Raw genomic sequence first — 22430 nt, 5'->3', positions numbered from 1 at the left:
CGGCAAGGCGGGTCAACCAGGGCCGCTTGTTTGCAAGATGTCGGCACCAGTCATTCGCCCGCCAATCGTCGGCCAGGGCCCCAAGGCGGAGACATCGACGCCGGCCTTGGCCAGCACCTCCGCAAAGGCCTCGGCATTTTCGCGCGGCCGGTAGCCGATCTCGGTGGCGGCCGGGTCGTCCTTCACCAGCCGCGCATTCGCGGAGACGCCCCATACCATGCGGTATCCGCCGAAAGGCGCTCTGAGGCAGCGATCGAAAAGATGCGCCGCGTCGGCGTGGCTGAACCAAGTCTTCAACTCCCGGGCGTTGCGGGGCTCCTCGCAATAGGTGCAGATGCGAACCGATATGCCGCTCATCTCACCGCCGAGAGTATGGACATAGAGCAGCGCCTCTCCCGCGATCTTCGTCGCGCCATAGATGCCGCTCGGCGCAGGCGGCAGGGACGGGGTGAACCGTATATCGACCGGCATCGCACCTATCGTATGTATGGAACTGGCAAAGACGAAGCGCTTCACGCCCGCTGAAAGAGCGGCCTGCAACATTGATCGGTGCCCGTCGATGTTCAATCGTCGGAGGGTCTCCCAGCCGGGATCCCCGTTGGGGATGCCTGCCAGGTGAATGACGGCATCCATGTCCTGGCAAAGCTCGGCCATTCTTTCCGTATTGAGGCAATCGGCCTTGATGAGGCCGGGCACATCGACGATGTCGCAACCCGTCACGTCATGCCCGAGCAAGCGCAGATCACGGGAAAGCTGCCGACCCACTCGCCCGGCGGCGCCGGTCATCAAAACACGCAAACCCTGTTTGCCCGATGCCCTGGCTTCCCGGTTCATCGCGGCCGACCGTTTTCTGAAGCGCGCCAGCTTTCGGCGAATTCAATCGCCAGTCCTGCCTGGCGAAATGTTTCGCGGAGAGTTTTGGCCAGGGCCGCCGAGGCGCCGATCACGCCCTTCCTGAGCGCCTCCTCACGCCGGCGGCGTGCCCGATCTCCAGGAGCAGTCACGATACAATCTTCGTTTCTGGGAGCGGCCGAGCGAATTTCCCTCATAAAGGCATCGGCCGCGGCTTGGAAGCCGGGCCGCGTGTCGTCAGCGGCGATGTAAATCGAGAACATGCTGTTAGTGTTCAAGGTCGCCACTCCGTGGCGCGGCAAGAGCGACCCGAGGAGTTCGGCGAAGACGGCGATGCCGTAACCCTTGTAGCCGCCAAAGGCGGCGATGGCGCCGTCACCGCGGACAAAGTCGGCAGGATCGTTGCTGCTGCTCCCGTCGCGGCGAATGAGACTTGCGTGCTCCAGACGCCGGCCCTCCTCAAAGGCAAGCCGGACCGAATTCCCGGACAGTTCCGCGACGGAAAAATCCAGGATGACATGTTCCCCGCCGGCGACCGGCGCGCCCATGGCCACCGGACAGGACCGCAAACGGGCCTCGCGCGCGCCATAGGGCACCACATTGGGTTCGCCACCAACGCCATGGGCGAAGTGGATCGAGATCGCGCCGGCATCGGCCGCGATTTCCGGCCATCGTCCATTCCGTCCAAGATGACCGGAATTGGAAAGCGCCACGGCGCAAATTCCGTTCTTGCCCGCGCGTTCCGCGCCGAGACGGGCGCAGAAATCGCCCGCGACCTGTCCGAAAGCGCGGTTGCCCTCGACGAAGACGATACTTCCGCTGTCCTGGATGATCGTGGGGCTGGCAGTGCCCGAGACCTCGCCATTGGCCAGACGCCGCAGATACATGGGAAGAAGGCGAAGGCCGTGAGAGGAATGGCCGGTCATCTCCGCCTCCACGAGATGTTCGGCAACGATCGACGCATGCGCCGGCGAGGTCCCCGCGGCGGTTAGAATGGAGGATGCGAGGTGCCGGGCTTCCTCAAGCGGAATAAGCCATTCCGGCGCGAGCCGATCGTCCGCCATCACGTTGTTCCTCCCTGCGCTATTGTGGCGTCGGCCGCACAGGCGACGATGTGGTAGAGCACGCGCGAAGGCACGCTCCGCGCAAGCGGTTTCCCGTTGCGATCGATCTGATTGTGCCAGAGTGGTCCGCCGCTCATCACGAACGAGCTGAGGATGGTTTCTGCAAGGCGGTTTGCGCGGGCTTCCGCCTCGCGGTCGCCGAGACGGGCCCGTCTGGCATAGTAGCGCACGGCTTCGGTCTGCGGCCACAGCAGCTTGCTTGGCGTGATGAGCTTACCATCGGGCGCGACCTCCTCGAAAAGCGCATGAGGATGCGCCGGGTCGCGTTCTATTCCATTCCGCCAGGCGAAGGATGCCAGACGGTTGGCGAGCGCCGAGCTGCCGCCTTTACCTCTGGCGTAATTGTCGAGCAACCAGGCCCATTCGAACTGATGGCCGGGCTGACGCGTGTCCTTGTCAGGAGGGGGCGTGCTCCAATCCTCCGAGAAATATTCGCCGATCGCGCCGTCCCGTTCGGCAAGCGCTGAAAAGAGATCGACGATATGCGTTGCGCGCTCCCGAGCGTTTCCGGTCCAGCCGGCCTCTTCCAAAGCCAGGAAAGCTTCGAGCAGATGCATATGGGGGTTCTGCCGCCGCAGCAGGTGCCTGGAGGGTTCGCGCGGAGCTTCCTCGAAATATCCGCCATGCCTTGCATCGACAAGCCTGCGGTCGAGCGCCTCCAACGATCTTTCGATCCAGATATCCGCATCCGTCATGCCGAGGCGCCGCAGATGGGCCAGCGCCAAAAGCGGGAATGCCTGATCATAGGCATCGCACCGAACGTCCAGCACGTCGCCGTGGGCTGACGCTGCGTGAATCCAGCCTCCTTCCCGGCGGTTCCAGAGAGTTCGGGCCGTCTTCTCGAAGCCGGAGTGGGCGATCTCGGCGTAGCGCGGCTCGTTGAGCATGTTTGCCGCGTGGGCGAACACATAGACCATTCTTGCCTGGACGCGGGTGTGGATGGCTGCGGCCGGCAGCGGTCGCTGTGTCAGATCGAACTCTTCCACGAAGGCTCCGCTTTCCGCCACCCCCTTCTCCGTGAAGAAGGGGAGGAGTATGCCGAAACTCCAGCGGCGGAGGCGCCGGATGAAGGCGCTAGCGTCCTCCAATGACGGGATGCCAGTCGGGGCGGCGCGGGTCGGTGCGGAACCTTGCATAGTAGTCGCCCTTCTCCTCGAAGTAGCGCTCGTACTTGTCCATTTTCTCGGGATCGAGCTCCACCCCCAGACCGGGGCCGGTGGGCACGGCGATCGCCCCGTCCACATAGCGCAACGGGCCGCCGGCTATGATATCGTCGGTGAGGTAGTGATAGTGCGCGTCGCCGGCATAGATCATCTCGGGAATGGTGGCGGCGGTGTGCAGCATCGCGGCAAGCTCGATGCCGAATTCCGATCCGCTGTGCATGGCAACCCCGATGCCGAAGCTACGGCAGACGGCGCAGAGGTCCTTTACCCCGCGAGGCCCTTCCCAATAATGGAGGTCGGTGAGGATGACGTCGCAGGCGCCCAGCCGAATGCCGGGGCCGAGATCGTCGAAGCGCGCCGGATACATGTTGGTGGCGATGGGCACACGCACCTGCCTGCGGACCGCGGCATTGCCTTCGATACCCCAGGATGGGTCCTCGAAATATTCGATGTCCAGCTCTTCAAGCCTTTTGCCGATGCGCACGGCTGTGCCGATCGACCAGGTGCCGTTGGGATCGATGCGCAGCCCGAACTCGGGCCCCAGGCGGTCGCGGCACAATTCGAGCACGCGCGCCTCCTCGCGCGGTTCCATCACACCGGCCTTGAGCTTCATCGAACGAACGCCGAGCTTTTCGGCAAGCTCCTCGCAATGTTCGGCGACATGCTCCGCCGTGTCGTCGTCACCGCCGCCGGGCTTGTCGTAGCGCCAGAAGAGATACCCGATGAAGGCAACACGGTCGCGGATCCTGCCCCCGAGCAGGTCGTGCATCGGCCGTCCCAGCGCCTTGCCCTGTATGTCGAGGCAGGCGATCTCGATCGCCGCGTAGATGCGCGCGTTGGACTGGAAATAGGTGTTGCGCAGGATCTTCGCCTTGATCAGTTCCGTATTGAAGGGATCGAGACCGAGGAGCCGGCTCTTCAGCTTGGCCAGCGCGCCGCGCTGGTCGCCGCCGCCAACTTCGCCGAGTCCGACCAGCCCCTCGTCGGTGACGAGCTCGATGATGGTGCGCATGAAATAGCCGGGATGGACACCCGTATTGCTGCGCAGCTGCGAATTGAGCGGTATGGCGACACAACGTGACTTCAAGTCGATGATTTTCATGCTCGCAGCATCTCCTTTGCGTTCGCCTTGCGCCCGCCGCGGACCCATTCGGCATGGCGCTCCAGCAGAAGTGGCGTCGGCGGATAGATGTCGTTGATGGATTCACCGGCGCGGACACACAGCGCGATGAACTCCTCGACGTCTTCCTTTTCCACGGCTTCATCCGCGATCTCGGCGGCAAGCGCGCGCGGGATGACGACGACGCCCTCCTGGTCGCCTACGACGATGTCGCCGGGAAAGACCGTCAGTCCGCCACAGGCAATCACGCCTCCTACCTCGATGGGATGATGCCTGACCATGATGGGCGGGGCGGCCGGCGCCTGATGGAATGTGGGAATATCGAGGGCCCCGATGCTCGGGCTGTCGCGAAAGCCGCCATCGGTCACCACGCCTTCCACTCCGCGCACCATCATGCGCAGCATCAGGATCTCGCCGCACGAGGCGGCACCCGCATCGCCGCGCGAGTCGATCACGAGAACATGACCAGGAGGCATGGTTTCCACCGTGACGCGCTGAAGATCGCTCCTGTTGTCGCGGCTGAAGATGTTCCCCAGATCCTCGCGGTAGGGGACGAGCCTGAGCGTGGAGGCTTCGCCGACCATCTGGCGTTTGCCGGGAGCCACCGGGCGCACCCCTTTCATGAAGGTGTTGGTGAGACCGCGCCGCAGAAGCAGCGTCGTCAAGGTCGCGACGCTGACCCGTCTGAGTTTTTCTCGAACCTCTTCGGAAAGCGGGCTTTCTGCTTTTGATGTGATGCTCATTGCAACTCTCTGGGTGGGAGAAGGATGTCTTCGCGAATACAGGCCTTCTGTCGTCCCGCCTCGGCAGTGCGGAGAGGGGGGGCCGTCTCGGCGCAGGCAGGCAGCGCGTAGGGGCATCGGGTACGAAACACGCAACCCGTGGGGGGCTTGATCGGGGACGGGATGTCGCCCTTGAGCAGGATACGGTCCTTGCGCACGCCACGGGGATCGGGAACCGCCGCAAGCAATGCATGCGTATAGGGGTGAAGCGGCCGCTCGAACACGTCCCTCGCAGGCCCGATCTCCATGAGCCGGCCCAGATAAAGAACCGCCACCCGATCCGCGATGTGTCGCACAACGGCGAGGTCGTGCGAGATGAACATGATGGTCAGCCCAAGCTCGTCCTTGAGGTCTTGCAGGAGGTTGACCACCTGGGCCTGAATCGACACATCCAGGGCGGAGACCGGCTCGTCCGCCACGATGAATTCCGGTTCGACGGCGAGTGCCCGCGCGATGCCGATGCGCTGGCGCTGCCCGCCCGAGAATTCATGCGGAAACCGATCCGCGGCTCCGGGCCTCAGGCCGACCTGCTCGAGCAGCGCCCCTACACGAGCACGCCGTTCGGCCGCGTTGGCGCCGATGCGCTGGACGGTCAGGATTTCGAGCAGCGCATCGCCGATACGCATATGCGGGTTCAGCGAGGAGAAAGGATCCTGAAAGACGATCTGCATGCGCCGGCGCATGGCACGCAGCTCGGCCGCACCAAGATGTGTGAGGTCCACGTCTCCAAGCCGGATTTCACCGCTGGTCGCCTCCATCAACCGCAGGATGAGGCGTCCGAGGGTGGATTTTCCCGAGCCGCTCTCGCCCACCACGGCAAGCACTTCGCCGCGTTGTATCGACAAGGAGACATCGTTGACGGCCTTCACATGGGCGGTCACCCGACCGAGAACGCCTCGACGGATGGGAAACCATTTGCGCAGGTTGCGCGCCTCGATCAGCACGTCGGATGTTTCCGACGGCATGGCTGGTGTCTCAGGCGACAACATCGACGGCCTCCTCAATCTCGCGCCAGCGGACGCAGCGCACGGATCGTCCCTGACCGGCATTCTCCAGCGCTGGCTCGCGTGCGTCGCATATGGAGGGTTGGGCATAGCGGCAGCGCGGCGCGAAACGGCAGCCTGGGGGCAGCATGGCAAGATCGGGCACCATTCCGGGAATGGCCTCCAACCTTCGCGCAGCACTTTTCATCGCCGGCACGGACCTGAGCAGGCCGCGTGTATAGGGGTGGGTTGGCCGGGAAAGCACTTCCTCGACACGGCCTGACTCTACGATGCGACCGGCATAGATCACCACCATACGGTCGGCGATTTCCGCCACCACGCCGAGATCATGGGTGATGAAGAGCATGGACATGCCCAATTCCGTCTGCAAGCGGCGCAGAAGATCGAGGATCTGGGCCTGAATGGTGACGTCGAGCGCCGTCGTCGGCTCGTCGGCGATGAGCAGGGCCGGCCGGCCGGCCAGCGCCATGGCTATCATCACCCTCTGTCGCTGGCCGCCCGACATTTCATGTGGCCAGCGGTCGAGCTGGCGGGCCGGCTCGGGCAGCCCCACCAGCTCCAGGATGGATTCGGCCAGCTCCCGTGCCTGTGCACGGGAGACGGAGCGGTGAAGCCGGATGGCCTCGATGATCTGGCGCCCCACGGAATGAAGCGGGTTGAGCGAGGTCATCGGCTCCTGGAAGATCATGGCGATGTCGTTGCCGCGGATGCGCCGCATCGCCCGCTGGGGAAGACCCGCGAGGTCGTGCGCCTTCCCATTGTTGCGCCAGAGAATCTGGCCGCCCACCTGCGCTTGGGGCGGCAGCAACCCCATGATCGCGAGGCTCGTCACCGACTTTCCCGAACCGGATTCTCCGACCATCGCGACGGTTTCGCCCGGTCCGATGCTGAAACTCACCTCATCCACCGGCCGGACGTGGCCGTTTTGCACGGGGAACGTGACAGTCAGGTTCCGCACGTCGATCAGCGGGTTTTCGGGATCGGAACGCGACACGTCAGTCCGTCTCATCGAGCCAGGTGCGCGTGAATATCCACTGCCCGCTGAAGTCGCGCTCCACACCTTTCACCCCGGTGCGGATGATGTCCATGTTGTTCCTGAAGAAGAAGTAGGTCTGATAGTAGTTGTCCAGCAGCATGCCTTGGATATCGCCGTAGATCTTGGCTCGCTCGGCCTGATCGTTGGTCGAGCGTGCGCGGTCGACAGCATCGAAGATCGCTTCGTCGCGGACGCCGGGATAGTTGGATCCCGCGTTGCGGCTGTAGTAGGTGCTGAAGCTCATGTCGGGATCTACACGCGGGGTGTTCGCGCGCTGCAGGGCCATGTCGTAATTGTAGCTCAGCACCTTATCGAGCCAGGCCTGCCGTTCCAGCGTCTCGATCTTCATCGTGATGCCGACCTCGGCCAGCTGGGACTGGATGATCTGGGCAATCCGCGTGTCGGGGTCGCGCTGGATTACGCTGAGTGTCAGCGGGCCACTGTGGCCAGAGGCCTCATAGTGCTTGCGCGCCAGATCGGGGTCGTAGGCGTGCGGCTTCAGGTTGGGGTCGCTGGCCCAGGAGGAGGGCGGTTCGAAGGTTGCGGTCACGATGCCGGTTCCGCCCGTGATGACCCGGGATATCACCTCGCGATTGATGCCGTACGCAACCGCCTTACGCAGGTCGATGTTGTCGAAGGGCGGTCGGGTGAGATTGAACGAGCTGAACTGCGCCGTGCCGACATGGTTCGGGAACGTGTCGACGTTCGGATCGGCCTCGATCTGCGCATAGTCCTTGTCGAGAATCGTGTCGCCGAGATGCACGTTTCCCGAACGGACTTCGACGATCTTCACGGCGGAATTGGAGATGAACCGCGTGACCACTCCGTCGAGATAGGGGAGAGGCTCGCCATCGGGCGCCTTGCCCCAGTAATCCGGAAAGCGTTCCACGGTGATGCGGTCTCCGCCCCTCCAGCTTGCGAAGCGGAACGGCCCGGTGCCTACCGGATTGCGCGCGAAGCCCTCCGGATCCGCCTTCAGCGCCGTCGGCGAGACGATCATCCCCGCCTCATTCGCAAGGCCTGCGAGGACGGCGCCGGAAGGTGCGCTGAAGTTGACGCGCACCGTGTACTCGTCGACGACCTCGCTCGAGCCAAGATCGGCAACGAACTGGCGCGCCCGCGCCTTCACACCGGGGTCGACGATCCGGTCGAAATTGAACTTCACCGCCTCGGCGTTGAAGGGCGTTCCGTCATGGAAAACCACGCCCCGTCGCAACTTGAAGGTGACGGACCGGCCATCTTGCGCGATCTCCCAGCTTTCCGCCAGTTGCGGCGTCAGCGTTCCTTCATGGTTCTGGTAGAAGAGATTTTCGAAGATCTGATTGTAGACCGATCGGTCCTTGCCCGGTGCATTGCCGAACGCGGGGTCGAGCGTCGCCGGCTCGAGATCCATCGCCGCCGATAAAACGCCGCCCCGAACCGGCGCGTCCTGCGCGAGCGCCGCGTCTGCTGCACAAGAGAGCACGGCGGCGACGCCGAGTGCCCTGCCCAGTTTTCCCAGCATCATTTGGTTCTCCTCCCTAGCCAGGTTTCTCCGTTTTGCATAAATAGCGGAAACAGATTTGTCAACTTGACAGTAGATATCTACTGATCGAATATGTTGAAGAGAGGTGCCGAATGTTCGATGTGAAAGTGGAAAATATCGCCCGTCCCAGGCTATCCGACACGGTTGTCCAGCACATGGCGGAATGGATATGCAGCGGCAGCTTGAAGCCGGGCGACGAATTGCCCGCCGAAAGCGAGCTCGCCCGGCGCTTCGCCGTGAGCAAGGCTGTGGTACGGGAGGCTTTGCAGCGTCTGGGAGAAATGGGCGTGGTGGAGATCCGCCACGGAAAGTCGACCACGATTCGTGAGCAGGGTTCGGAGCCGCTCGCGCAGTACTTCCAGATCGCCGTGCGCATGTCAGCGAACGGCTTGCGCGAGGTGGTCGATCTGCGACGTGCGCTCGAGACGCACACGGTATCGCTCGCCGCTCGGCACATCACCGAGCCGGAGTTGGATGCGTTGCGTCGGCAGGTGGAGGTGCTCGGTCAAAACCGCACCAATTCGGAGGTCTGGATCCCCGCCAACGCCGCCTTTCACATGATCCTGGTGAAGGCGAGCCGCAACGTGTTGATGACCAGGCTTTTTGAGGCGCTGAGCGTTCCTATTGAGGAGAGCATGCGCCGCCTCCATGCCCAGCGGCACGTCCGCGACCCCGACGAAACTTTCCGCCGACACGTCGACATCCTGGCGACGGTGGAGGCGCACGATCCCGAGGCGGCCTTCGCCGCCATGCAACGGCATTTCGATGCCACGGAACCGGCAATCGTCGCCGTGCTCTCCAGCGAAACCGACAAGCAGTCATGACGCCGGCTGAAGGATCTTCATCGTGATTGCGTTTCTGGTGCGCCGTCTTCTCCAGCTTGTTCCCGTGCTCCTGGTTATGAGCCTCGTGGTCTTCTCGACCTCCCTTATGCTGCCAGGCGATCCCACCACGACGATACTGGGCGAGGATGCGAACGCGGCCGACCGTGCCGCGCTGCGCGAGGAGCTGGGTCTCGATCAGCCGATAATGGTCCAGTATGGTCGCTGGCTCACGCGTGCCCTGTCCGGCGATCTCGGCCGTTCCCTGCGTACGCGCGAGCCGGTCGCGGAGATGCTGACGGCGCGGATTCCGGTCACCTTCGAGCTCGCGATCCTCGCGGTTATTCTATCGCTGGTAATAGGCGTGCCGCTGGGCATCATCGCGGCCTTGAAGCGCAACAGCTGGATCGACAGCCTGGTCAGCGCGCTTTCGCTTTCCAGCATGGCAATTCCCTATTTTTGGGTCGGCATCCTTCTCATCATGTTGCTGTCGATCCGCCTCAACTGGCTGCCGCCATCAGGCTATGTGCCTTTTCACACCGACCCGCTGACCAACCTCAAGCTGATGATCATGCCGGTCATCACGATTGGAACGGCGCAGGCAGCGCTCGTCATGCGCCAGACCCGTACCGCGATGCTTCAGGTGATGTCGCAGGATTACATCCGCACCGCCCGCGCGAAGGGAGCGGGCGAGGCCCGCGTCATCGTCCTCCACGCCCTCCGTAACGCGCTTATTCCCGTCATCACGGTGGTCGGCCTGCAAATGGGCGCGCTCATCGGCGGAGCCGTCGTCACGGAGACGGTCTTTTCTCTACCCGGCCTCGGCCGCATGATCGTCGACGGCATCTTCGAGCGCGATTTTCCGGTGGTGCAAGGCGCGATCCTGGTCGTGGTGCTGGGAGTGCTGGTCGTCAATCTCCTGACTGACCTCAGCTACACCCTCGTGGACCGTCGCGTGAGGTTGTGAGGCGAACATGACCGTAGAAGCCAATCCCACTATCGCCGCATCCGGTCTTCCGGCCGGGGGCAGCCCCATCTTCGCCATCCTCCGCAAGGTCTGGCGCCATTCCCTTGGACGGATCGGCATCATAGTTCTCGGTGTCTTCGTCGTCGCGGCCCTAACCGCACCGTGGATCAGCCCCCATGGCCCTGCCACCATCGATTACGAGGCCATCCTGCTGCCGCCGAGCGCCCAATACTGGCTGGGAACGGACGAACTCGGCCGCGACATTCTCTCGCGTATCATTTACGGCGCGACGGCTTCGCTCAAGGTGATGGGTATCTCCATCGCCATAGCGCTGGTTTTCGGCGTCGCCATCGGCCTGATCACCGGCTATTACGGCGGCTGGCTCGATGACCTCGTCATGCGCATCATGGACGGGCTGCTCGCCTTTCCGATGTTGGTCCTCGCGCTCGCCATCGTGGCCACGCTCGGGCCGGATCTGATCAACGCAATCATCGCCATCGCCATCGTCAACATTCCCGGCTTCGCGCGCCTTGTGCGCGGCCAGGTACTCTCGCTGCGCGACGTGGAGTTCGTCCAGGCCGCGCGCGCGGCGGGCTTTTCAAACGCGCGCATCATCTGGCGGCACATCTGGCCGAGCGTACGTGGCAACGTGATCGTCTATGCCTCGCTCAAGGCATCCACGGCGCTGATCACCGAAAGCGCTCTCTCCTTCCTCGGCCTGGGGGTTCAGCCGCCCACGCCCACCTGGGGTTCGATGCTGTCGGTCTCCATGCAATATTGGGATGCGTGGTGGATGGGCGTCTTCCCGGGCGCTGCAATATTCCTGACCGTGCTGGCCTTGAACTTCCTGGGCGACGCCCTTCGCGACTCTCTCGACAGCCGGCTGAAGGGATAGTGCGTGAAGATCACCTCCGTTGAAACCGTTCAGGTCCCGCCATTCTACAATCTGTGCTGGGTGCGCCTCCACACCGATGAGGGCCTGACCGGTCTCGGCGAGACTTTCCGTAACGCCGCCGCCGTGGCTGCCTATACTCACGACGTCCTGGCGCCGCTGCTGCTCGGCCGCGATCCGATGGCCATCAACGGGCTGGTCTCGGACATGCGTAACCGGCTCGACAATCGCTTCCAGGGTTTTCCGACGCGTTCGATCGAACTGCAGTCGGTGTCTGCTGTCGACATCGCCCTTTGGGACCTTTTGGGAAAAGCGCTGGGCCAACCACTCTACCAGCTTCTGGGAGGTGCCTGCCGGGATCGAATTCCGGTCTACAACACCTGCGTTCGACCCGGCCGCGACAGCGTGGCACGCCGCCTGATGCATTATGCACCGGGTGCGGAAGGGACGACCAATGTCCAGGGCGGTCGCGGCGGGATAGCAGGCGACAATCTCGAAGAGCCCGGTGAGCTTGCCGAGGAACTGTTGGCGGAGGGGTTTACAGCGATGAAATACTCGCCTTTCGACGCCTATGCCGACAAGACCCGCGGCTACGACATCTCGCTGTCTGACCTCAAGGACGGCATCAAATCGGTCGAAAAGATCCGGAAGGCGGTTGGCGCGCGCATCGACATCTACGTCGATTATCACACGCGTTGGCAGTTGCCGGGAGCGCTCAAGATCGCCGCCGCGCTCAATGACTTTGACGTGGCCTGGCATGAAGATGCCGTCCAGATGCACAATATGGGCGACCTTCAAACCTTCCGAGAGCATGTGCGAGGCCATGTGGTCGGAGCGGAAGCCTACGCGACCGTGGACTGGCTTCGCGAAATGCTGCCGCGCCGGGCGCTTGACATTGTCATGTTCGATACCGGCTGGATCGGCGGCGTCAGCGAAACACGCGACATTGCGGCCCTCTGCCGAAGCTTCGGGCGCCCGTTCTCGCCACATGATGCGACTGGACCGATCGTCCTCCTGGCCGGTATCCATCAGGCAATCGCGTCACCGGCCGCCTTGAAACAGGAGGTGGTTCGCACGTTTCTCAAGGGATACTATCGCGACCTTGTGACTGAATTGCCTCGAATGGAAAACGGCCATATCCAGCCGCCGGAATCAGCAGGACTCGGCACCGAGCTCCAACCGGCTCTCTTCGAGAGACAAGGCGTGCAATGCCGCGTCTCTGCCGTCAATGCCTAGTTGGTGTTCTTTCCCACAGCGCGAGCGCGAAGATTTGTCACCCACATCCCGCGCTTCGTCCAATACCCACGAATTCACGATTGCCGCCAGCTATCATGAGCATCTGGTATGGCGTCGGTTCACTGGATTACAAGCCACTCGCTGCCGAGCCTGTGGGCTTTCAGCGAATCCTGTAACCGGCTTCGTGGATGATGCGGTCGGACGATTCCATCAGGCGTGCGCGCACCGATCGCACCTTGTCCTCGCCATACAGCAGCTTACCGTCACGCTTGCGGAATTCGCCGTCGACCATCACCGCGTCGACATTGCCGGCATGGGCGAATTCGACGACCGAAAAGAGCGCATTGCGTATCGGGAACAGGTTGAGGTCGTTGGCGCGCAAGAGCACGATGTCTGCCTGCTTGCCCGGCGTCAGCGTGCCGATACGGTGGCCGAGACCGAGCGCTTCGGCGCCACCGATCGTCGCCCATTTCAACGCGTCGCGGGCGAAGATCGGCTTGTTCTCCACCGGCTTCTCCGGCTTGACGATATCCTCGCGCACGCGCTCGTTGAGCGCGTAGGCCAGCGCCAGCTGCATCTCGCGGAACATGTCGCCGGGGATCTTCGGCTCGACGTCGACGCCGAGCGAGGGCAGGCCACCGAAATTCACCACGCGGCTCACCGCCGGCGGACGGCCATAGCCGCGGATCTCGGTCTGCACGGTCGAGGTGACAGTGATGCCGGCATCGACCATCAGCTTCAGCTCGTCGTCGGGCAGATAGTTGCCGTGCACGATGTTGTGGTCGGGGCCCAGCAGGCCTTCCCTGGTCAGGCTGGCATAGCCGTCCGGCATCAGCTCCTGGCTCTTGCGCTTCGTCGCATGCGAAGAGGTGCGCAGTCCCAGCTCGCGGGCCAGTGCGAGGTTGGCGCGGATCGACGGCTCCTCGGCCCAGTGCGGACCGGGGATCGCCAGCGACATGGTGACGAGACGCTCTTCATTGGAGAGCCGCTTGCGGATCTGCTCGACGCGGTCGCGCGGATGGATGCGCTGCAGCTCCGCGTCGGTCGGCTTCTGGTCGGGGCGGTAGACGCCGGTGCCAAGGCAGAAGACGGCGCGGATGCCCGCTTCCTCCAATGCGTCCACCGACCGCTCCGCCTGCTCGGTCGAGCGCACGTTGTGGCAGTAGTCGAGCAGGGTGGTCACGCCCGCGTCGAGCCGGCTCAGCGCGCCGGCCAGCGTGGCGATGTGGTTGTCGTCCGGCTCGAACCAGGTGCTCATGCCGGCGAAGACGTCGCGCAGATACTCGCCCTGGCGCCAGTCGCAGCCGATCGCCTTCAGGCCCGTCTCCCATGTGTGCAGATGCGCGTCGACCATGCCGGGAATGGCGATCATGTCACGCGCATCGACGACCTCGTCGGCCTCGCCGAGATTGGTGCCGACGCCAAGGATCTTGTCGTCTCCGATCAGGATGTCCTGCCCGACGACGTCGCCGATCGTGTCGTCCAGCGAAACGATCCAGCCGCAGCGGATGAGTGTCTTCTTCATCGTGGTTCCTCCCGGTCCGCTCAGGCGGCGTTGAGCTTGAAATTGGCTTCGTCCATCGCCCGCAGGGCGGACGCGCGCATCTCGTCCATGCGCGTGGCGAGCAGCGCCTCGTCGAAGAGCAGCTTGCCGGCGCGCTTGCGCACCACGCCGTCGACGATGACGGTATCGACGTTCTTGGCGCCGGCCTGCTCGACGATCGTGTAGATCGGGTCGTGGACGGGGAAGATGTTGAGGTCGCGGGCGCGCAGCATGGTGATGTCGGCCTTCATGCCCGGCGACAGCCTGCCGACCTTCCTGTCGATGCCCATCGCCTGCGCGTTGCCGATCGTCGCCCATTCCAGTGCCTCGCGCGAGCGCACCGGCATGACGGAGAGCGACGGCTTGCCCTCGGCGGCGTTGTCGCGGTGGGCCGACCAGCGGGCGTGCGAGAGTGCGGCCTGCATCTCGCGGAACATGTCGCCGGTAACGATCGGCTCGACGTCGATGCCGATGGAGGGCATCGAGCCTAGCGCGCGCATGCGCATCACCAGCGGGTCGGGCGCGTGGCCGTGCAGCTCGACCAGCACGGTCGCCGTCACCGTCGCGCCGCAACCTGCGATCGCCTTCAGCTCCTCGTCGTCGATATAGTTGCCATGTACGATATTGTGGTCGGGACCCAGAAGCCCGGCCTTGGCGAGCGCCAGATAGCCGCGCGGCGAGATGCACTTGTCGTTCGGCTTGGTGGCATGGGTGGTGGAGAACAGGCCGAACTCGCGGGCGAGCCGCACGTCGGTCTCGAACACTTCCTGCGTGCCGTAATGCGGCCCGAGGATTGCCATGGCCAGCGTGACGCGCTGGTCGTGAGAAGCCATGCGGCCCTTGCGCAGCGCCTCGATGCGGTCGCGCGGATGCGGGACGTGGGTGAACGGCGTCTCGCCGGGTGCCGCGGGCGGCTTGGCGGTGCCGTGCGCGAAGACGGCGCGGATGCCGGATTCGTCCAGCCCGTCGATGGCGGCTTCCGCCATCTCCAGCGATTTCAGATTGTGGCAGAAGTCGATGACCGTGGTGACGCCGCTGTCGATCTGGGTGAGGGCGCCGACGAGATTGCCGAGATAATTGTCGCGCGGGCCGTATTTGGTGGCGATGTTGGCGTGGATGTTGGCGTGGTAGTCCGGCCCCATCCATTCCGAGCCGATGCCGCGCAGGCCGCATTGCCAGACGTGGATATGGCCGTTGATGAGGCCCGGCATGACGATCATGTCGGACGCGTCGATGACCTCGTCATGGGCGGCGTCGAGCGCCTTGCCCGCGGCAAGGACGCGATCGCCCTCGATCAGCAATTCGCCACCGGTGAAATCCCCGATGGCGGGGTCCTGCGTGACCAGCCAGCCACATTTGATCAGCGTCTTCTTCAAGATGTCAGCTCCACCTGTTTTCCGCGCCAGCCGATGCCGCACGGCTCCGGCCGCGACAAGGCCGCGAACCGCCGCCCCTCCTAGCCTTTCGATCGCCAGATCATACATTCATAATCGCAATCGATTGCAGATTAGGCATTGGGTTTTGTGGCGTCAATACCGCCAGAAACACTATAGAAATGGGCCAGATGCAGCGACACATCTTCTGATAAGCAAATTTCCAGTTGACATTATGCAATCGATTGCTGTTAGCCTGTACGCAACCAGAGAGGCGCAATGATGCTCATCCAGGACCAGGGCGATGTCACGGAAGCGGTGCTGAAGGCCGTCGGCCGGGCGCCGGACGCGCGTCATGCCGAGGTCCTGTCGGCGCTGGTGCGCCATCTTCATGCCTTCGTTCGCGAGGTGAGCGTTTCGGAAGAAGAGCTCGAATTCGCCTTCGACTTCGTCAACCGCATCGGCCAGGCGAGCAACGACCGCCACAACGAGGCGGCACTCTTCTCCGACGCGCTCGGCGTCTCGACGCTGGTGTGCCTGATGAACAATGGGGCCGGCGGCGTGACCGAGACCGCCTCGGCGCTGCTCGGCCCGTTCTGGCGGCTCAACGCGCCCGAGCTGGAAAGCGGCGCCAGCCTGCTGCGAAGCGAAACGCAGGGAACGCCGCTGCTGATGCGCGGGTTGGTCCGCGACCACGCGGGCAACCCGATCGCAGGGGCGCGCGTCGACGTCTGGCAGGCGTCTCCCGCCGGGCTCTACGAGAACCAGGACGAGCAGCAGGCCGACATGAACCTGCGCGGCGTCTTCACCGCGGATGCGGATGGCCGCTTCCATTTCACCAGCGTGCGGCCTGCGGGCTACCCGGTGCCGATGGACGGCCCGACGGGCGACATGCTGCGCGCCCAGCGCCGGCAGCCGCTGCGGCCCGCGCACCTGCATTTCCTCGTCCATCGCGAAGGTTACAAGACGCTGATCACCCAGGTCTTCCCGGGCGACGACGCGCATCTCGAGGACGATCCCGTCTTCGGCGTCACACCGGCTTTGATCGGCAGCTACCGGACCGAGAACGAGGGCGCCGCCGATGAGCGCTGCGTGCTCGACTATGAATTCGTCATGCAGCCCGGCGAGGCCCGGCTGCCCGTTCCTCCAATCAAATAGGTGCGCCATGCGTAGCGTTGCGGGCAAGATCGCTCTGGTGGTAGGCGGCAATGGCGGCGTGGGTGCCGCGACGGCAGCGACATTGGCGCAGGCCGGCACGACCGTCGCCGTCACCTTCCGCCGTGGCGAGCGCGATGATCGCGAGGCCGCCGCGCTCAGGGCCGGGCTGGAGGGCAGGGGATATGCCGCCTTCGAGGCCGACGTCACCGATACCGCATCGCTGAAGACGCTGCGCGGCGAGCTGGAGCAGCGCTTCGGCCGCGTCGACATTCTCGTGCACGCCTCGGGCTTCACCAAGGCCGTCCCCCACGCCGATCTCGACGCGCTGGACGACGATTTCATCGACCGCATGTTCGCCGTCAACTGGCGCGGGCAGTTCGCCACCATGCGCGAGCTGATGCCGCTCATGAAGGCCAGCGACGACGCGCTGGCGGTGTTCATCTCCTCGATCGCGGCCAGCAACGGCGCGGGCTCCAACATTGCCTATTGCGCGGCCAAGGCCGGCACCGAGACGCTGGTGAAGTCGCTGGCGCGGGCGCTGGCCCCATCAATCCGCGTCATGGGCGTCTCGCCCGGCGTCGTAAATACCGGCTTCGTGCCCGGCCGCGGTGCCGAGTTCAACCAGAAGATCGGCCAGACGATCCCGCTCAAACGCGTCGCGACGGCGGATGACGTCGCCGACGCGATCCTCGCCTGCGCCACGCATCTGACCTATGCCACCGGCACGACGCTGGTGGTCGACGGCGGGAGGCTGCTGTGAGCGGCGTCGCCATGCACAAGGGCAAGGTGGTCCTCACCTGCGCCATCACCGGCAATCTGACCAAGCCGGACCAGACGCCGCATCTGCCGATAACGCCGGCGCAGATCGTCGATTCCTCGCTGAAAGCCGCCGAGGCGGGCGCCGCCGTGGTCCATATCCACGTGCGCGACCCCGAGACCGGGCGTCCCTCGATGGAGCTCGATCATTACGCGCAGGTCGTGGAGGCACTGCGCAAGGCACGGCCGGACCTGATCCTCAACCTGACGACCGGCCCCGGCGGGCGTTTCGTGCCCTCGGACGAAGACCCGAAGATCGCCGGCCCCGGCACCACGCTGATGGCGCCGGAAAAGCGCGTCGGCCATATCGCGGCGCTGAAGCCCGAGATCGCCACGCTCGACCTCAACACGATGAACTCCGGCGGCGAGGTCGTCATCAACACGCCGCGCAACGTGCGCCGCATGGCGAAGGTGATCCGCGACGCCGGCGCCTTGCCCGAGATCGAGCTGTTCGACAGCGGCGACATCGCCTTCATGAACGACCTGCTGGCAGATGGCACGCTCGCGGGCCCGGCGCTCTGCTCCTTCGTGCTGGGCGTGAAATACGGCTTCCAGCCCGCGCCGGAAACGGTGCTCTACGCCCGCAACATGCTGCCGGCGGGCGCGCGCTTCACGGCCATCGGCATCGGCCGCGCCGCGTTCCCGATGGTGGCGCAGTCCTTCCTTGCCGGCGGTCATGCCCGCGTCGGGCTGGAAGACGGCGTCTATCTCTCGCGCGGCGAGCTGGCGCCGTCCAACGCGGCGCTGGTCACCAAGGCACGGCGTATCATCGAAGACCTCGGCGGCACGCTGACAAGCACCGCAGAGGCGCGCGCCATGCTGTCGCTGCCGCAGGCGGTCGCGTCATGACGCACATCATTCCTTCACTTCATTCGGGAGTCTTGTCTTGAACCTTGCAGCCTCCGCGGCCGTCCCCTTCGAAACGCCGGCCACGCGCGCGCGCCTCCTTGCAAAGGCGACCGATATCCACTCTCTCGCCCCTGCCGTGGAGACTGGGCCGCTGGTCCTGAAAAGCGACGACGAGGCGGTCGTGCGGGTCCATGCCGCAGCCGTCAATCCGTCCGACGTGAAGGCCGCGACGGGGCTCATGCCCTATGCCGTCTTCCCGCGCACGCCGGGCCGGGATTTTGCCGGCACGGTCGTCGCCGGCCCGTCCGGGCTGGTCGGCAAGGAGGTCTTCGGCTCGTCCGGCGACCTCGGCATCCGCCGCGACGGCAGCCACGGCACGCATGTGATCGTGCCGCAGGGCGGGCTGGTCGCTAAGCCGGCCGGTCTGAGCTTCGCGGAAGCCGCAGGCATCGGCGTTCCCTTCGTCACCGCCATAGAGGGTTTCCGCCGCGCGGGGCTGCCGGGCGAGGGCGACGTCGTGGTCATCATGGGCGTCAACGGCAAGGTCGGGCAGGCCGCTGCCCAGATCGCTACCTGGCGCGGCGCGCGGGTGATCGGCGTCGTCCGTCGGCCGGAAGACTATGCCGGCCATTCCGTCGCTCGGGTGGAGATCATCGACGTGAGCAGCGAGGACGTCGCGGAACGCGTCATGGCGCTGACCGGTGGACGCGGCGCGACCATCGTCTTCAACACTGTCGGCGACCCCTATTTCGCCGCCGCCCATAAGAGCCTCGCCAAGCTTGGCCGACAGATCCTGATCGCCGCTATCAACCCGGTGGTCGACTTCAACATCTTCGAGTTCTATCGCGGCCGCCACAGCTATCACGGCATCGACACGCTGGCGCTGTCCTGCGCGGAAACGGGCGACGTGCTTCGCGAGCTTTTGCCGGGTTTCGAAAACGGCGCGCTGAAACCCTTCGCGGTAACGCCGGACGCGCAGTTTCCGCTGGACCGGATAGCCGAAGCCTATGGCGCCGTAATGTCTTCGAGTCGCGACCGCGTCTTCATCATGCCGGAGACGGCCCTATGAACGTGACCCGGATCGAGGCCGCGCCGCAATACCACCCGCCGGAGCATTTCGACATGCGCTGCCTGCGCCTCCAGGGCATGGAGGCGGGGCCGTCGGAAACGTTTTGGATGGGCATGTCCGAGATCGCGCCGGGCGGCCATACGTCGCTCTCGGCCTCGCCATATGAAAAGCTCTATCTGGTGGTCGAAGGCGAGATCGTCGTCGGCACCGGCGACGAGGAAGCCGTGTTGCACAGGCTCGACAGTTGCCGTATCGCGCCGGGCGAGGCGCGCAAGCTGGAAAACCGCGGCCAGGTCCCCGCGTTGATCGTTCTTTGCATGCCTCTGACGGAGAAGAAAGCGTGAGCGATACAGGGCTCGAAAGCGCCGGCCCGCCGGGTGATCCGATACCTCCGCGATAGGCTTGCAATCGTTCGCATGATGACTTACGAATTCGTAAACTAACAATAAGCGCTAACTGCATCTCGGGAACACGAAATCAGCAAATCCTCAATCTTATGGAGGGTTTTTTGCTGCACTTAAGGAGAAAGTGCCAAATGCTAAGGAAAGCAATCGATTGCGCTAAATATACCGCGGTCGCAAGCTGCATCGCCGTCGCTTTCTCCGGCGGCGCCGTCTATGCAGAACCTCATGGAACGCTGCGCTGGGGCATCGGCTTCGAACCCCAGGGTTGGAACCCCCAGCTTCCTCCCAACACCACCTATACACAGCTCGTCTACGAAGGCCTTATGCGGATGGCGCCGGACGGCACCACGATCGAGCCTGCGCTCGCGACCGAGTGGACTGTCACGCCGACCGAGATTACCTTCAAGCTGCGCGAGGACGTGGTCTTCCATGACGGCACGCCTTTCAATGCCGACGCCGTGATCGCCAACATCGAGAATGTGCAGAAGGCCTCCAATCGCTGGCGCGAGGCCATCGGGGGTATCGACAAGGTGGTCAAGGTCGACGACCACACCGTACGCTTCGACCTGCTGAGTCCGAGCCCGTCGCTTCCCTTCACCCTGACGCAGCGCGGCCTGAACATGATCAGCCCGAAGGCGCTGGCAGACGGCATCTGGGAACGCCAACCAGTCGGCACCGGCCCCTACGTCTTCAACCAGTCCGAGACCGTTTCCGGCTCGACCTATGTCTTCGACTATTTCGGGGACTATTATGATCCGGAATCGGTCGGTCCGAAGCGCGTCGAGCTTTCCTACCTGCCCGATGCCGCCTCGCGCTACAACGCGCTGCTGGCCGGCCAGGTCGACGCGGTCGACGGGGATCCGACGCAGATGCCGACCGCCGAGGCGCAGGGCTTCTCCAACCACGTCTGGAGCACGCTGCGCTATCATTTGTTGATGTTCGACCGCGCCGGCGCGCTAGGCGACGTGCGCGTGCGCAAGGCACTGTGCATGGCGATGCCGCTCCAACACATCAATGCCGCGCGCTATGACGGACTGCTCAAGTTCCCGAGCCAGCGTTTCGACGAGGGCGACCCTGCGCATCTTTCTGGCTTGAAGGCCTATGAATACGACATAGAGGGTGCCAAGGCGCTGCTGGCGGAAGCCGGCGTCTCGAACCTGTCGCTGCAGTTCCCTTCCCCCGACTTCATGCGCATCATCTCGGAGCTGACCAAGGAAAGCTTCGGCATGATCGGCGTCGACGCCGAGATCGTCATGATGCCGACGCCGGAATATTTCCAGACCTTCTATTCCGGCCGCTACCCGTTCATCGTCAACACGATGACGCCGGAGAACGGCGGCATGTTCAACTACTACCCGTTCCGCTTCGCAGAGGACGGCCCGGCCAATACGTTCAAGGTCGCACCGCCCCCGCGTCTGGAGGAACTCTACCAGCGGGCCCTCACCGCGACGGCCGAGGAGCAGCCGGCGCTGCTTCAGGAGATGACACAGATCATCCATGACGAGGCGCTCGATTGCGGCTATTTTGATACCGCGGGCGTCGTCCACTACAATGGCGAGACCATCGCGGAAATCGCCACGACCACGTGGGAGCCTTCGGCCCTGCGCTACAAGGACGTGAAGATGGCGAAGTGATACGGGGCGGCGCTAAGCCGCCCCTCGCCCGTTTGCAAAAGGACAGGCGATTATTTTCCATGAAAATAGAACGAGGCCAGGATGTGGAAACTGACATTCGCTAGAACTGTCGCCGCGCTTCCCGTCGTCATCCTCGTCGCGCTGGTCGCGTTCATCCTCTTCCGTTTCGTTCCAGTGCAGGCGCCGGCCGCCATCCTCGGCGACGGCGCCACACCGGAAGCGGTAGCCCGCCTGACCGCGGAGATGGGGCTCGACCGGCCGGCTCCGGTCCTGTTCTTCGAATGGGTCGGCAATGCTTTGCGCGGCGATCTCGGCCGTTCCTACGTCACTGGGCTGGAAGTGTCTGCCGAGATCGCGCATCGTCTGCCGATCACGCTGACGCTGGCGCTCGGAGGCATCTTCATAGCGATTCTGCTCGGCGTGCCGACCGGCGTCATCGCGGCTCTCAACCGCAACTCATTCATCGACCGCGCGCTTACCGGCATCGTCTCGGTGCTGCTCGCCATGCCGGGCTTCTGGTTGGCGCTGCTGCTGGTGCTGTTCTTCGCCGTGCAGTTGCGGCTCCTGCCCGCCGCCGGATACACACCGCCTTCCGCCGGCATCTGGCCCTGGGTCAGGGGCTTCATCCTGCCCTGCCTGGCGCTCGGCCTCGGAGCCACGGCCAACATCGCCCGGCACACACGATCGTCGATGCTCGCGCAGCTCGACTCGCAATATGCCCGCGCATTGACGGCCCGCGGCTGCCCGCGCGGGCGACTGGTGATGCGCTACTGCCTAAAGAACGCGATGATGCCCGTTCTCGCGATCATCGGCATGCTGACGGCACTGATGTTGAGCGGCTCCTTCGTGATCGAGAAGGTGTTCTCGGTGCCCGGCCTCGGCTCGCTGATCCTCGATTCGATCAATCGCGGCGACACGCCGGTTCTCCAGGCCGTGGTGGTTGTGGTCGCCGTCTTCATCATCGTAGTCAACCTGATCGTCGACATCGGCTACGGGCTTCTCGATCCGAAGGTGAGGCCGGAATGATCGCGGTCACTGCATCCATGACAGAGGCGTCCTGAC

At 64.1% G+C, this 22430-nt stretch carries 21 protein-coding genes; 11 read left to right on the top strand and 10 right to left on the bottom strand.

Annotation, left to right across the window (positions count from 1 at the left end):
- Positions 1-12: 12 nt before the first annotated feature.
- The 8 genes from XW59_RS25765 to XW59_RS25730 form a co-directional block, all read right to left on the bottom strand.
- Entirely contained in the window at positions 13-834 is an 822-nt protein-coding gene (locus tag XW59_RS25765) for an NAD(P)-dependent oxidoreductase (RefSeq protein WP_082137841.1), read from the bottom strand.
- Positions 831-1916, bottom strand: coding sequence for an Ldh family oxidoreductase (locus XW59_RS25760; protein ID WP_052958541.1), 1086 nt, complete (start codon positions 1914-1916; stop codon positions 831-833). Before XW59_RS25760 ends, XW59_RS25765 begins: the two co-directional genes overlap by 4 nt.
- On the bottom strand, positions 1916-2983 hold the full coding sequence (locus tag XW59_RS25755) for an AGE family epimerase/isomerase (RefSeq protein WP_170990223.1): 1068 nt from the start codon (positions 2981-2983) through the stop codon (positions 1916-1918). Before XW59_RS25755 ends, XW59_RS25760 begins: the two co-directional genes overlap by 1 nt.
- A gap of 67 nt (positions 2984-3050) precedes the next feature.
- Complete coding sequence (locus XW59_RS25750; protein ID WP_047148744.1) at positions 3051-4241, bottom strand: enolase C-terminal domain-like protein; 1191 nt, start codon at positions 4239-4241, stop codon at positions 3051-3053.
- Complete coding sequence (locus XW59_RS25745; protein ID WP_047148743.1) at positions 4238-5002, bottom strand: hypothetical protein; 765 nt, start codon at positions 5000-5002, stop codon at positions 4238-4240. The genes XW59_RS25750 and XW59_RS25745 overlap by 4 nt, the downstream gene beginning before the upstream one ends.
- A complete protein-coding gene (locus XW59_RS25740) occupies positions 4999-6006 on the bottom strand; it encodes an oligopeptide/dipeptide ABC transporter ATP-binding protein (protein WP_047148742.1) in 1008 nt (335 codons plus the stop codon). The genes XW59_RS25745 and XW59_RS25740 overlap by 4 nt, the downstream gene beginning before the upstream one ends.
- 10 nt (positions 6007-6016) lie before the next feature.
- A complete protein-coding gene (locus XW59_RS25735; protein ID WP_246666222.1) occupies positions 6017-7039 on the bottom strand; it encodes an ABC transporter ATP-binding protein in 1023 nt (340 codons plus the stop codon).
- Position 7040: 1 nt separating this feature from the next.
- On the bottom strand, positions 7041-8588 hold the full coding sequence (locus XW59_RS25730; protein ID WP_082137839.1) for an ABC transporter substrate-binding protein: 1548 nt from the start codon (positions 8586-8588) through the stop codon (positions 7041-7043).
- Positions 8589-8698: 110 nt separating this feature from the next.
- Between XW59_RS25730 and XW59_RS25725 the strand changes: the two genes are divergently transcribed.
- Genes XW59_RS25725 through XW59_RS25710 form a run of 4 tightly spaced genes read left to right on the top strand, consistent with a single transcriptional unit; the run spans position 8699 to position 12522 of the window.
- Entirely contained in the window at positions 8699-9430 is a 732-nt protein-coding gene (locus XW59_RS25725; protein WP_047148740.1) for a FadR/GntR family transcriptional regulator, read from the top strand.
- 22 nt (positions 9431-9452) lie between these two features.
- Entirely contained in the window at positions 9453-10394 is a 942-nt protein-coding gene (locus XW59_RS25720; protein ID WP_047148739.1) for an ABC transporter permease, read from the top strand.
- A 7-nt stretch (positions 10395-10401) separates the two neighbouring features.
- The gene (locus XW59_RS25715) at positions 10402-11289 is read left to right on the top strand and encodes an ABC transporter permease (RefSeq protein ID WP_082137838.1); all 888 of its coding nucleotides are present in this window, start codon (positions 10402-10404) and stop codon (positions 11287-11289) included.
- 3 nt (positions 11290-11292) lie between these two features.
- Entirely contained in the window at positions 11293-12522 is a 1230-nt protein-coding gene (locus tag XW59_RS25710; protein WP_047148738.1) for a mandelate racemase/muconate lactonizing enzyme family protein, read from the top strand.
- A 160-nt stretch (positions 12523-12682) separates the two neighbouring features.
- On the opposite strand, the gene XW59_RS25705 is transcribed toward XW59_RS25710, so the two are convergent.
- Positions 12683-14047, bottom strand: a complete 1365-nt coding sequence (locus tag XW59_RS25705; RefSeq protein ID WP_047148737.1) for an amidohydrolase family protein — start codon at positions 14045-14047, stop codon at positions 12683-12685.
- A 20-nt stretch (positions 14048-14067) separates the two neighbouring features.
- Entirely contained in the window at positions 14068-15441 is a 1374-nt protein-coding gene (locus XW59_RS25700; protein ID WP_047148806.1) for an amidohydrolase family protein, read from the bottom strand.
- A gap of 279 nt (positions 15442-15720) precedes the next feature.
- Between XW59_RS25700 and XW59_RS25695 the strand changes: the two genes are divergently transcribed.
- From XW59_RS25695 to XW59_RS25665, 7 genes are all read left to right on the top strand, one after another.
- A complete protein-coding gene (locus XW59_RS25695; RefSeq protein WP_047148805.1) occupies positions 15721-16596 on the top strand; it encodes a dioxygenase in 876 nt (291 codons plus the stop codon).
- Positions 16597-16603: 7 nt separating this feature from the next.
- Positions 16604-17356 (top strand): SDR family oxidoreductase, encoded by a 753-nt coding sequence (locus XW59_RS25690; protein ID WP_047148736.1) that lies wholly within the window; start codon positions 16604-16606, stop codon positions 17354-17356.
- Between the two features lie 11 nt (positions 17357-17367).
- Positions 17368-18261 carry a 3-keto-5-aminohexanoate cleavage protein gene (locus tag XW59_RS25685; RefSeq protein WP_047148804.1) on the top strand — a complete coding sequence of 298 codons (894 nt, stop codon included), beginning with the start codon at positions 17368-17370 and terminating at the stop codon, positions 18259-18261.
- A 37-nt stretch (positions 18262-18298) separates the two neighbouring features.
- Positions 18299-19330 (top strand): zinc-binding alcohol dehydrogenase family protein, encoded by a 1032-nt coding sequence (locus XW59_RS25680; RefSeq protein ID WP_047148735.1) that lies wholly within the window; start codon positions 18299-18301, stop codon positions 19328-19330.
- Positions 19327-19674 (top strand): cupin domain-containing protein, encoded by a 348-nt coding sequence (locus XW59_RS25675; RefSeq protein ID WP_047148734.1) that lies wholly within the window; start codon positions 19327-19329, stop codon positions 19672-19674. The genes XW59_RS25680 and XW59_RS25675 overlap by 4 nt, the downstream gene beginning before the upstream one ends.
- Before the next feature lie 191 nt (positions 19675-19865).
- Positions 19866-21368: an ABC transporter substrate-binding protein gene (locus XW59_RS25670; RefSeq protein ID WP_047148733.1), complete on the top strand. Its 1503-nt coding sequence runs from the start codon at positions 19866-19868 to the stop codon at positions 21366-21368.
- Between the two features lie 81 nt (positions 21369-21449).
- A complete protein-coding gene (locus XW59_RS25665) occupies positions 21450-22394 on the top strand; it encodes an ABC transporter permease (RefSeq protein ID WP_047148732.1) in 945 nt (314 codons plus the stop codon).
- The last annotated feature ends 36 nt before the right edge of the window (positions 22395-22430 follow it).

Origin of the sequence: Aquamicrobium sp. LC103 (genome assembly GCF_001014615.2) — a bacterium.
Classification (GTDB): Bacteria; Pseudomonadota; Alphaproteobacteria; order Rhizobiales; family Rhizobiaceae; genus LBCQ02.
The sequence above is the reverse complement of the archived record's forward strand: the minus strand, read 5'-3'. Positions and strand labels throughout refer to the sequence as shown.

Excerpts from the sequence above, each read along its gene's own strand:
- XW59_RS25765 (WP_082137841.1), bottom strand. The coding sequence starts at position 834 with ATGAACCGGGAAGCCAGGGCATCGGGCAAACAGGGTTTGCGTGTTTTG.
- XW59_RS25760 (WP_052958541.1), bottom strand. The coding sequence starts at position 1,916 with ATGGCGGACGATCGGCTCGCGCCGGAATGGCTTATTCCGCTTGAGGAA.
- XW59_RS25750 (WP_047148744.1), bottom strand. The coding sequence starts at position 4,241 with ATGAAAATCATCGACTTGAAGTCACGTTGTGTCGCCATACCGCTCAAT.
- XW59_RS25745 (WP_047148743.1), bottom strand. The coding sequence starts at position 5,002 with ATGAGCATCACATCAAAAGCAGAAAGCCCGCTTTCCGAAGAGGTTCGA.
- XW59_RS25740 (WP_047148742.1), bottom strand. The coding sequence starts at position 6,006 with ATGCCGTCGGAAACATCCGACGTGCTGATCGAGGCGCGCAACCTGCGC.
- XW59_RS25730 (WP_082137839.1), bottom strand. The coding sequence starts at position 8,588 with ATGATGCTGGGAAAACTGGGCAGGGCACTCGGCGTCGCCGCCGTGCTC.
- XW59_RS25725 (WP_047148740.1), top strand. The coding sequence starts at position 8,699 with ATGTTCGATGTGAAAGTGGAAAATATCGCCCGTCCCAGGCTATCCGAC.
- XW59_RS25715 (WP_082137838.1), top strand. The coding sequence starts at position 10,402 with ATGACCGTAGAAGCCAATCCCACTATCGCCGCATCCGGTCTTCCGGCC.
- XW59_RS25705 (WP_047148737.1), bottom strand. The coding sequence starts at position 14,047 with ATGAAGAAGACACTCATCCGCTGCGGCTGGATCGTTTCGCTGGACGAC.
- XW59_RS25695 (WP_047148805.1), top strand. The coding sequence starts at position 15,721 with ATGCTCATCCAGGACCAGGGCGATGTCACGGAAGCGGTGCTGAAGGCC.
- XW59_RS25690 (WP_047148736.1), top strand. The coding sequence starts at position 16,604 with ATGCGTAGCGTTGCGGGCAAGATCGCTCTGGTGGTAGGCGGCAATGGC.
- XW59_RS25685 (WP_047148804.1), top strand. The coding sequence starts at position 17,368 with ATGCACAAGGGCAAGGTGGTCCTCACCTGCGCCATCACCGGCAATCTG.
- XW59_RS25675 (WP_047148734.1), top strand. The coding sequence starts at position 19,327 with ATGAACGTGACCCGGATCGAGGCCGCGCCGCAATACCACCCGCCGGAG.
- XW59_RS25670 (WP_047148733.1), top strand. The coding sequence starts at position 19,866 with ATGCTAAGGAAAGCAATCGATTGCGCTAAATATACCGCGGTCGCAAGC.
- XW59_RS25665 (WP_047148732.1), top strand. The coding sequence starts at position 21,450 with ATGTGGAAACTGACATTCGCTAGAACTGTCGCCGCGCTTCCCGTCGTC.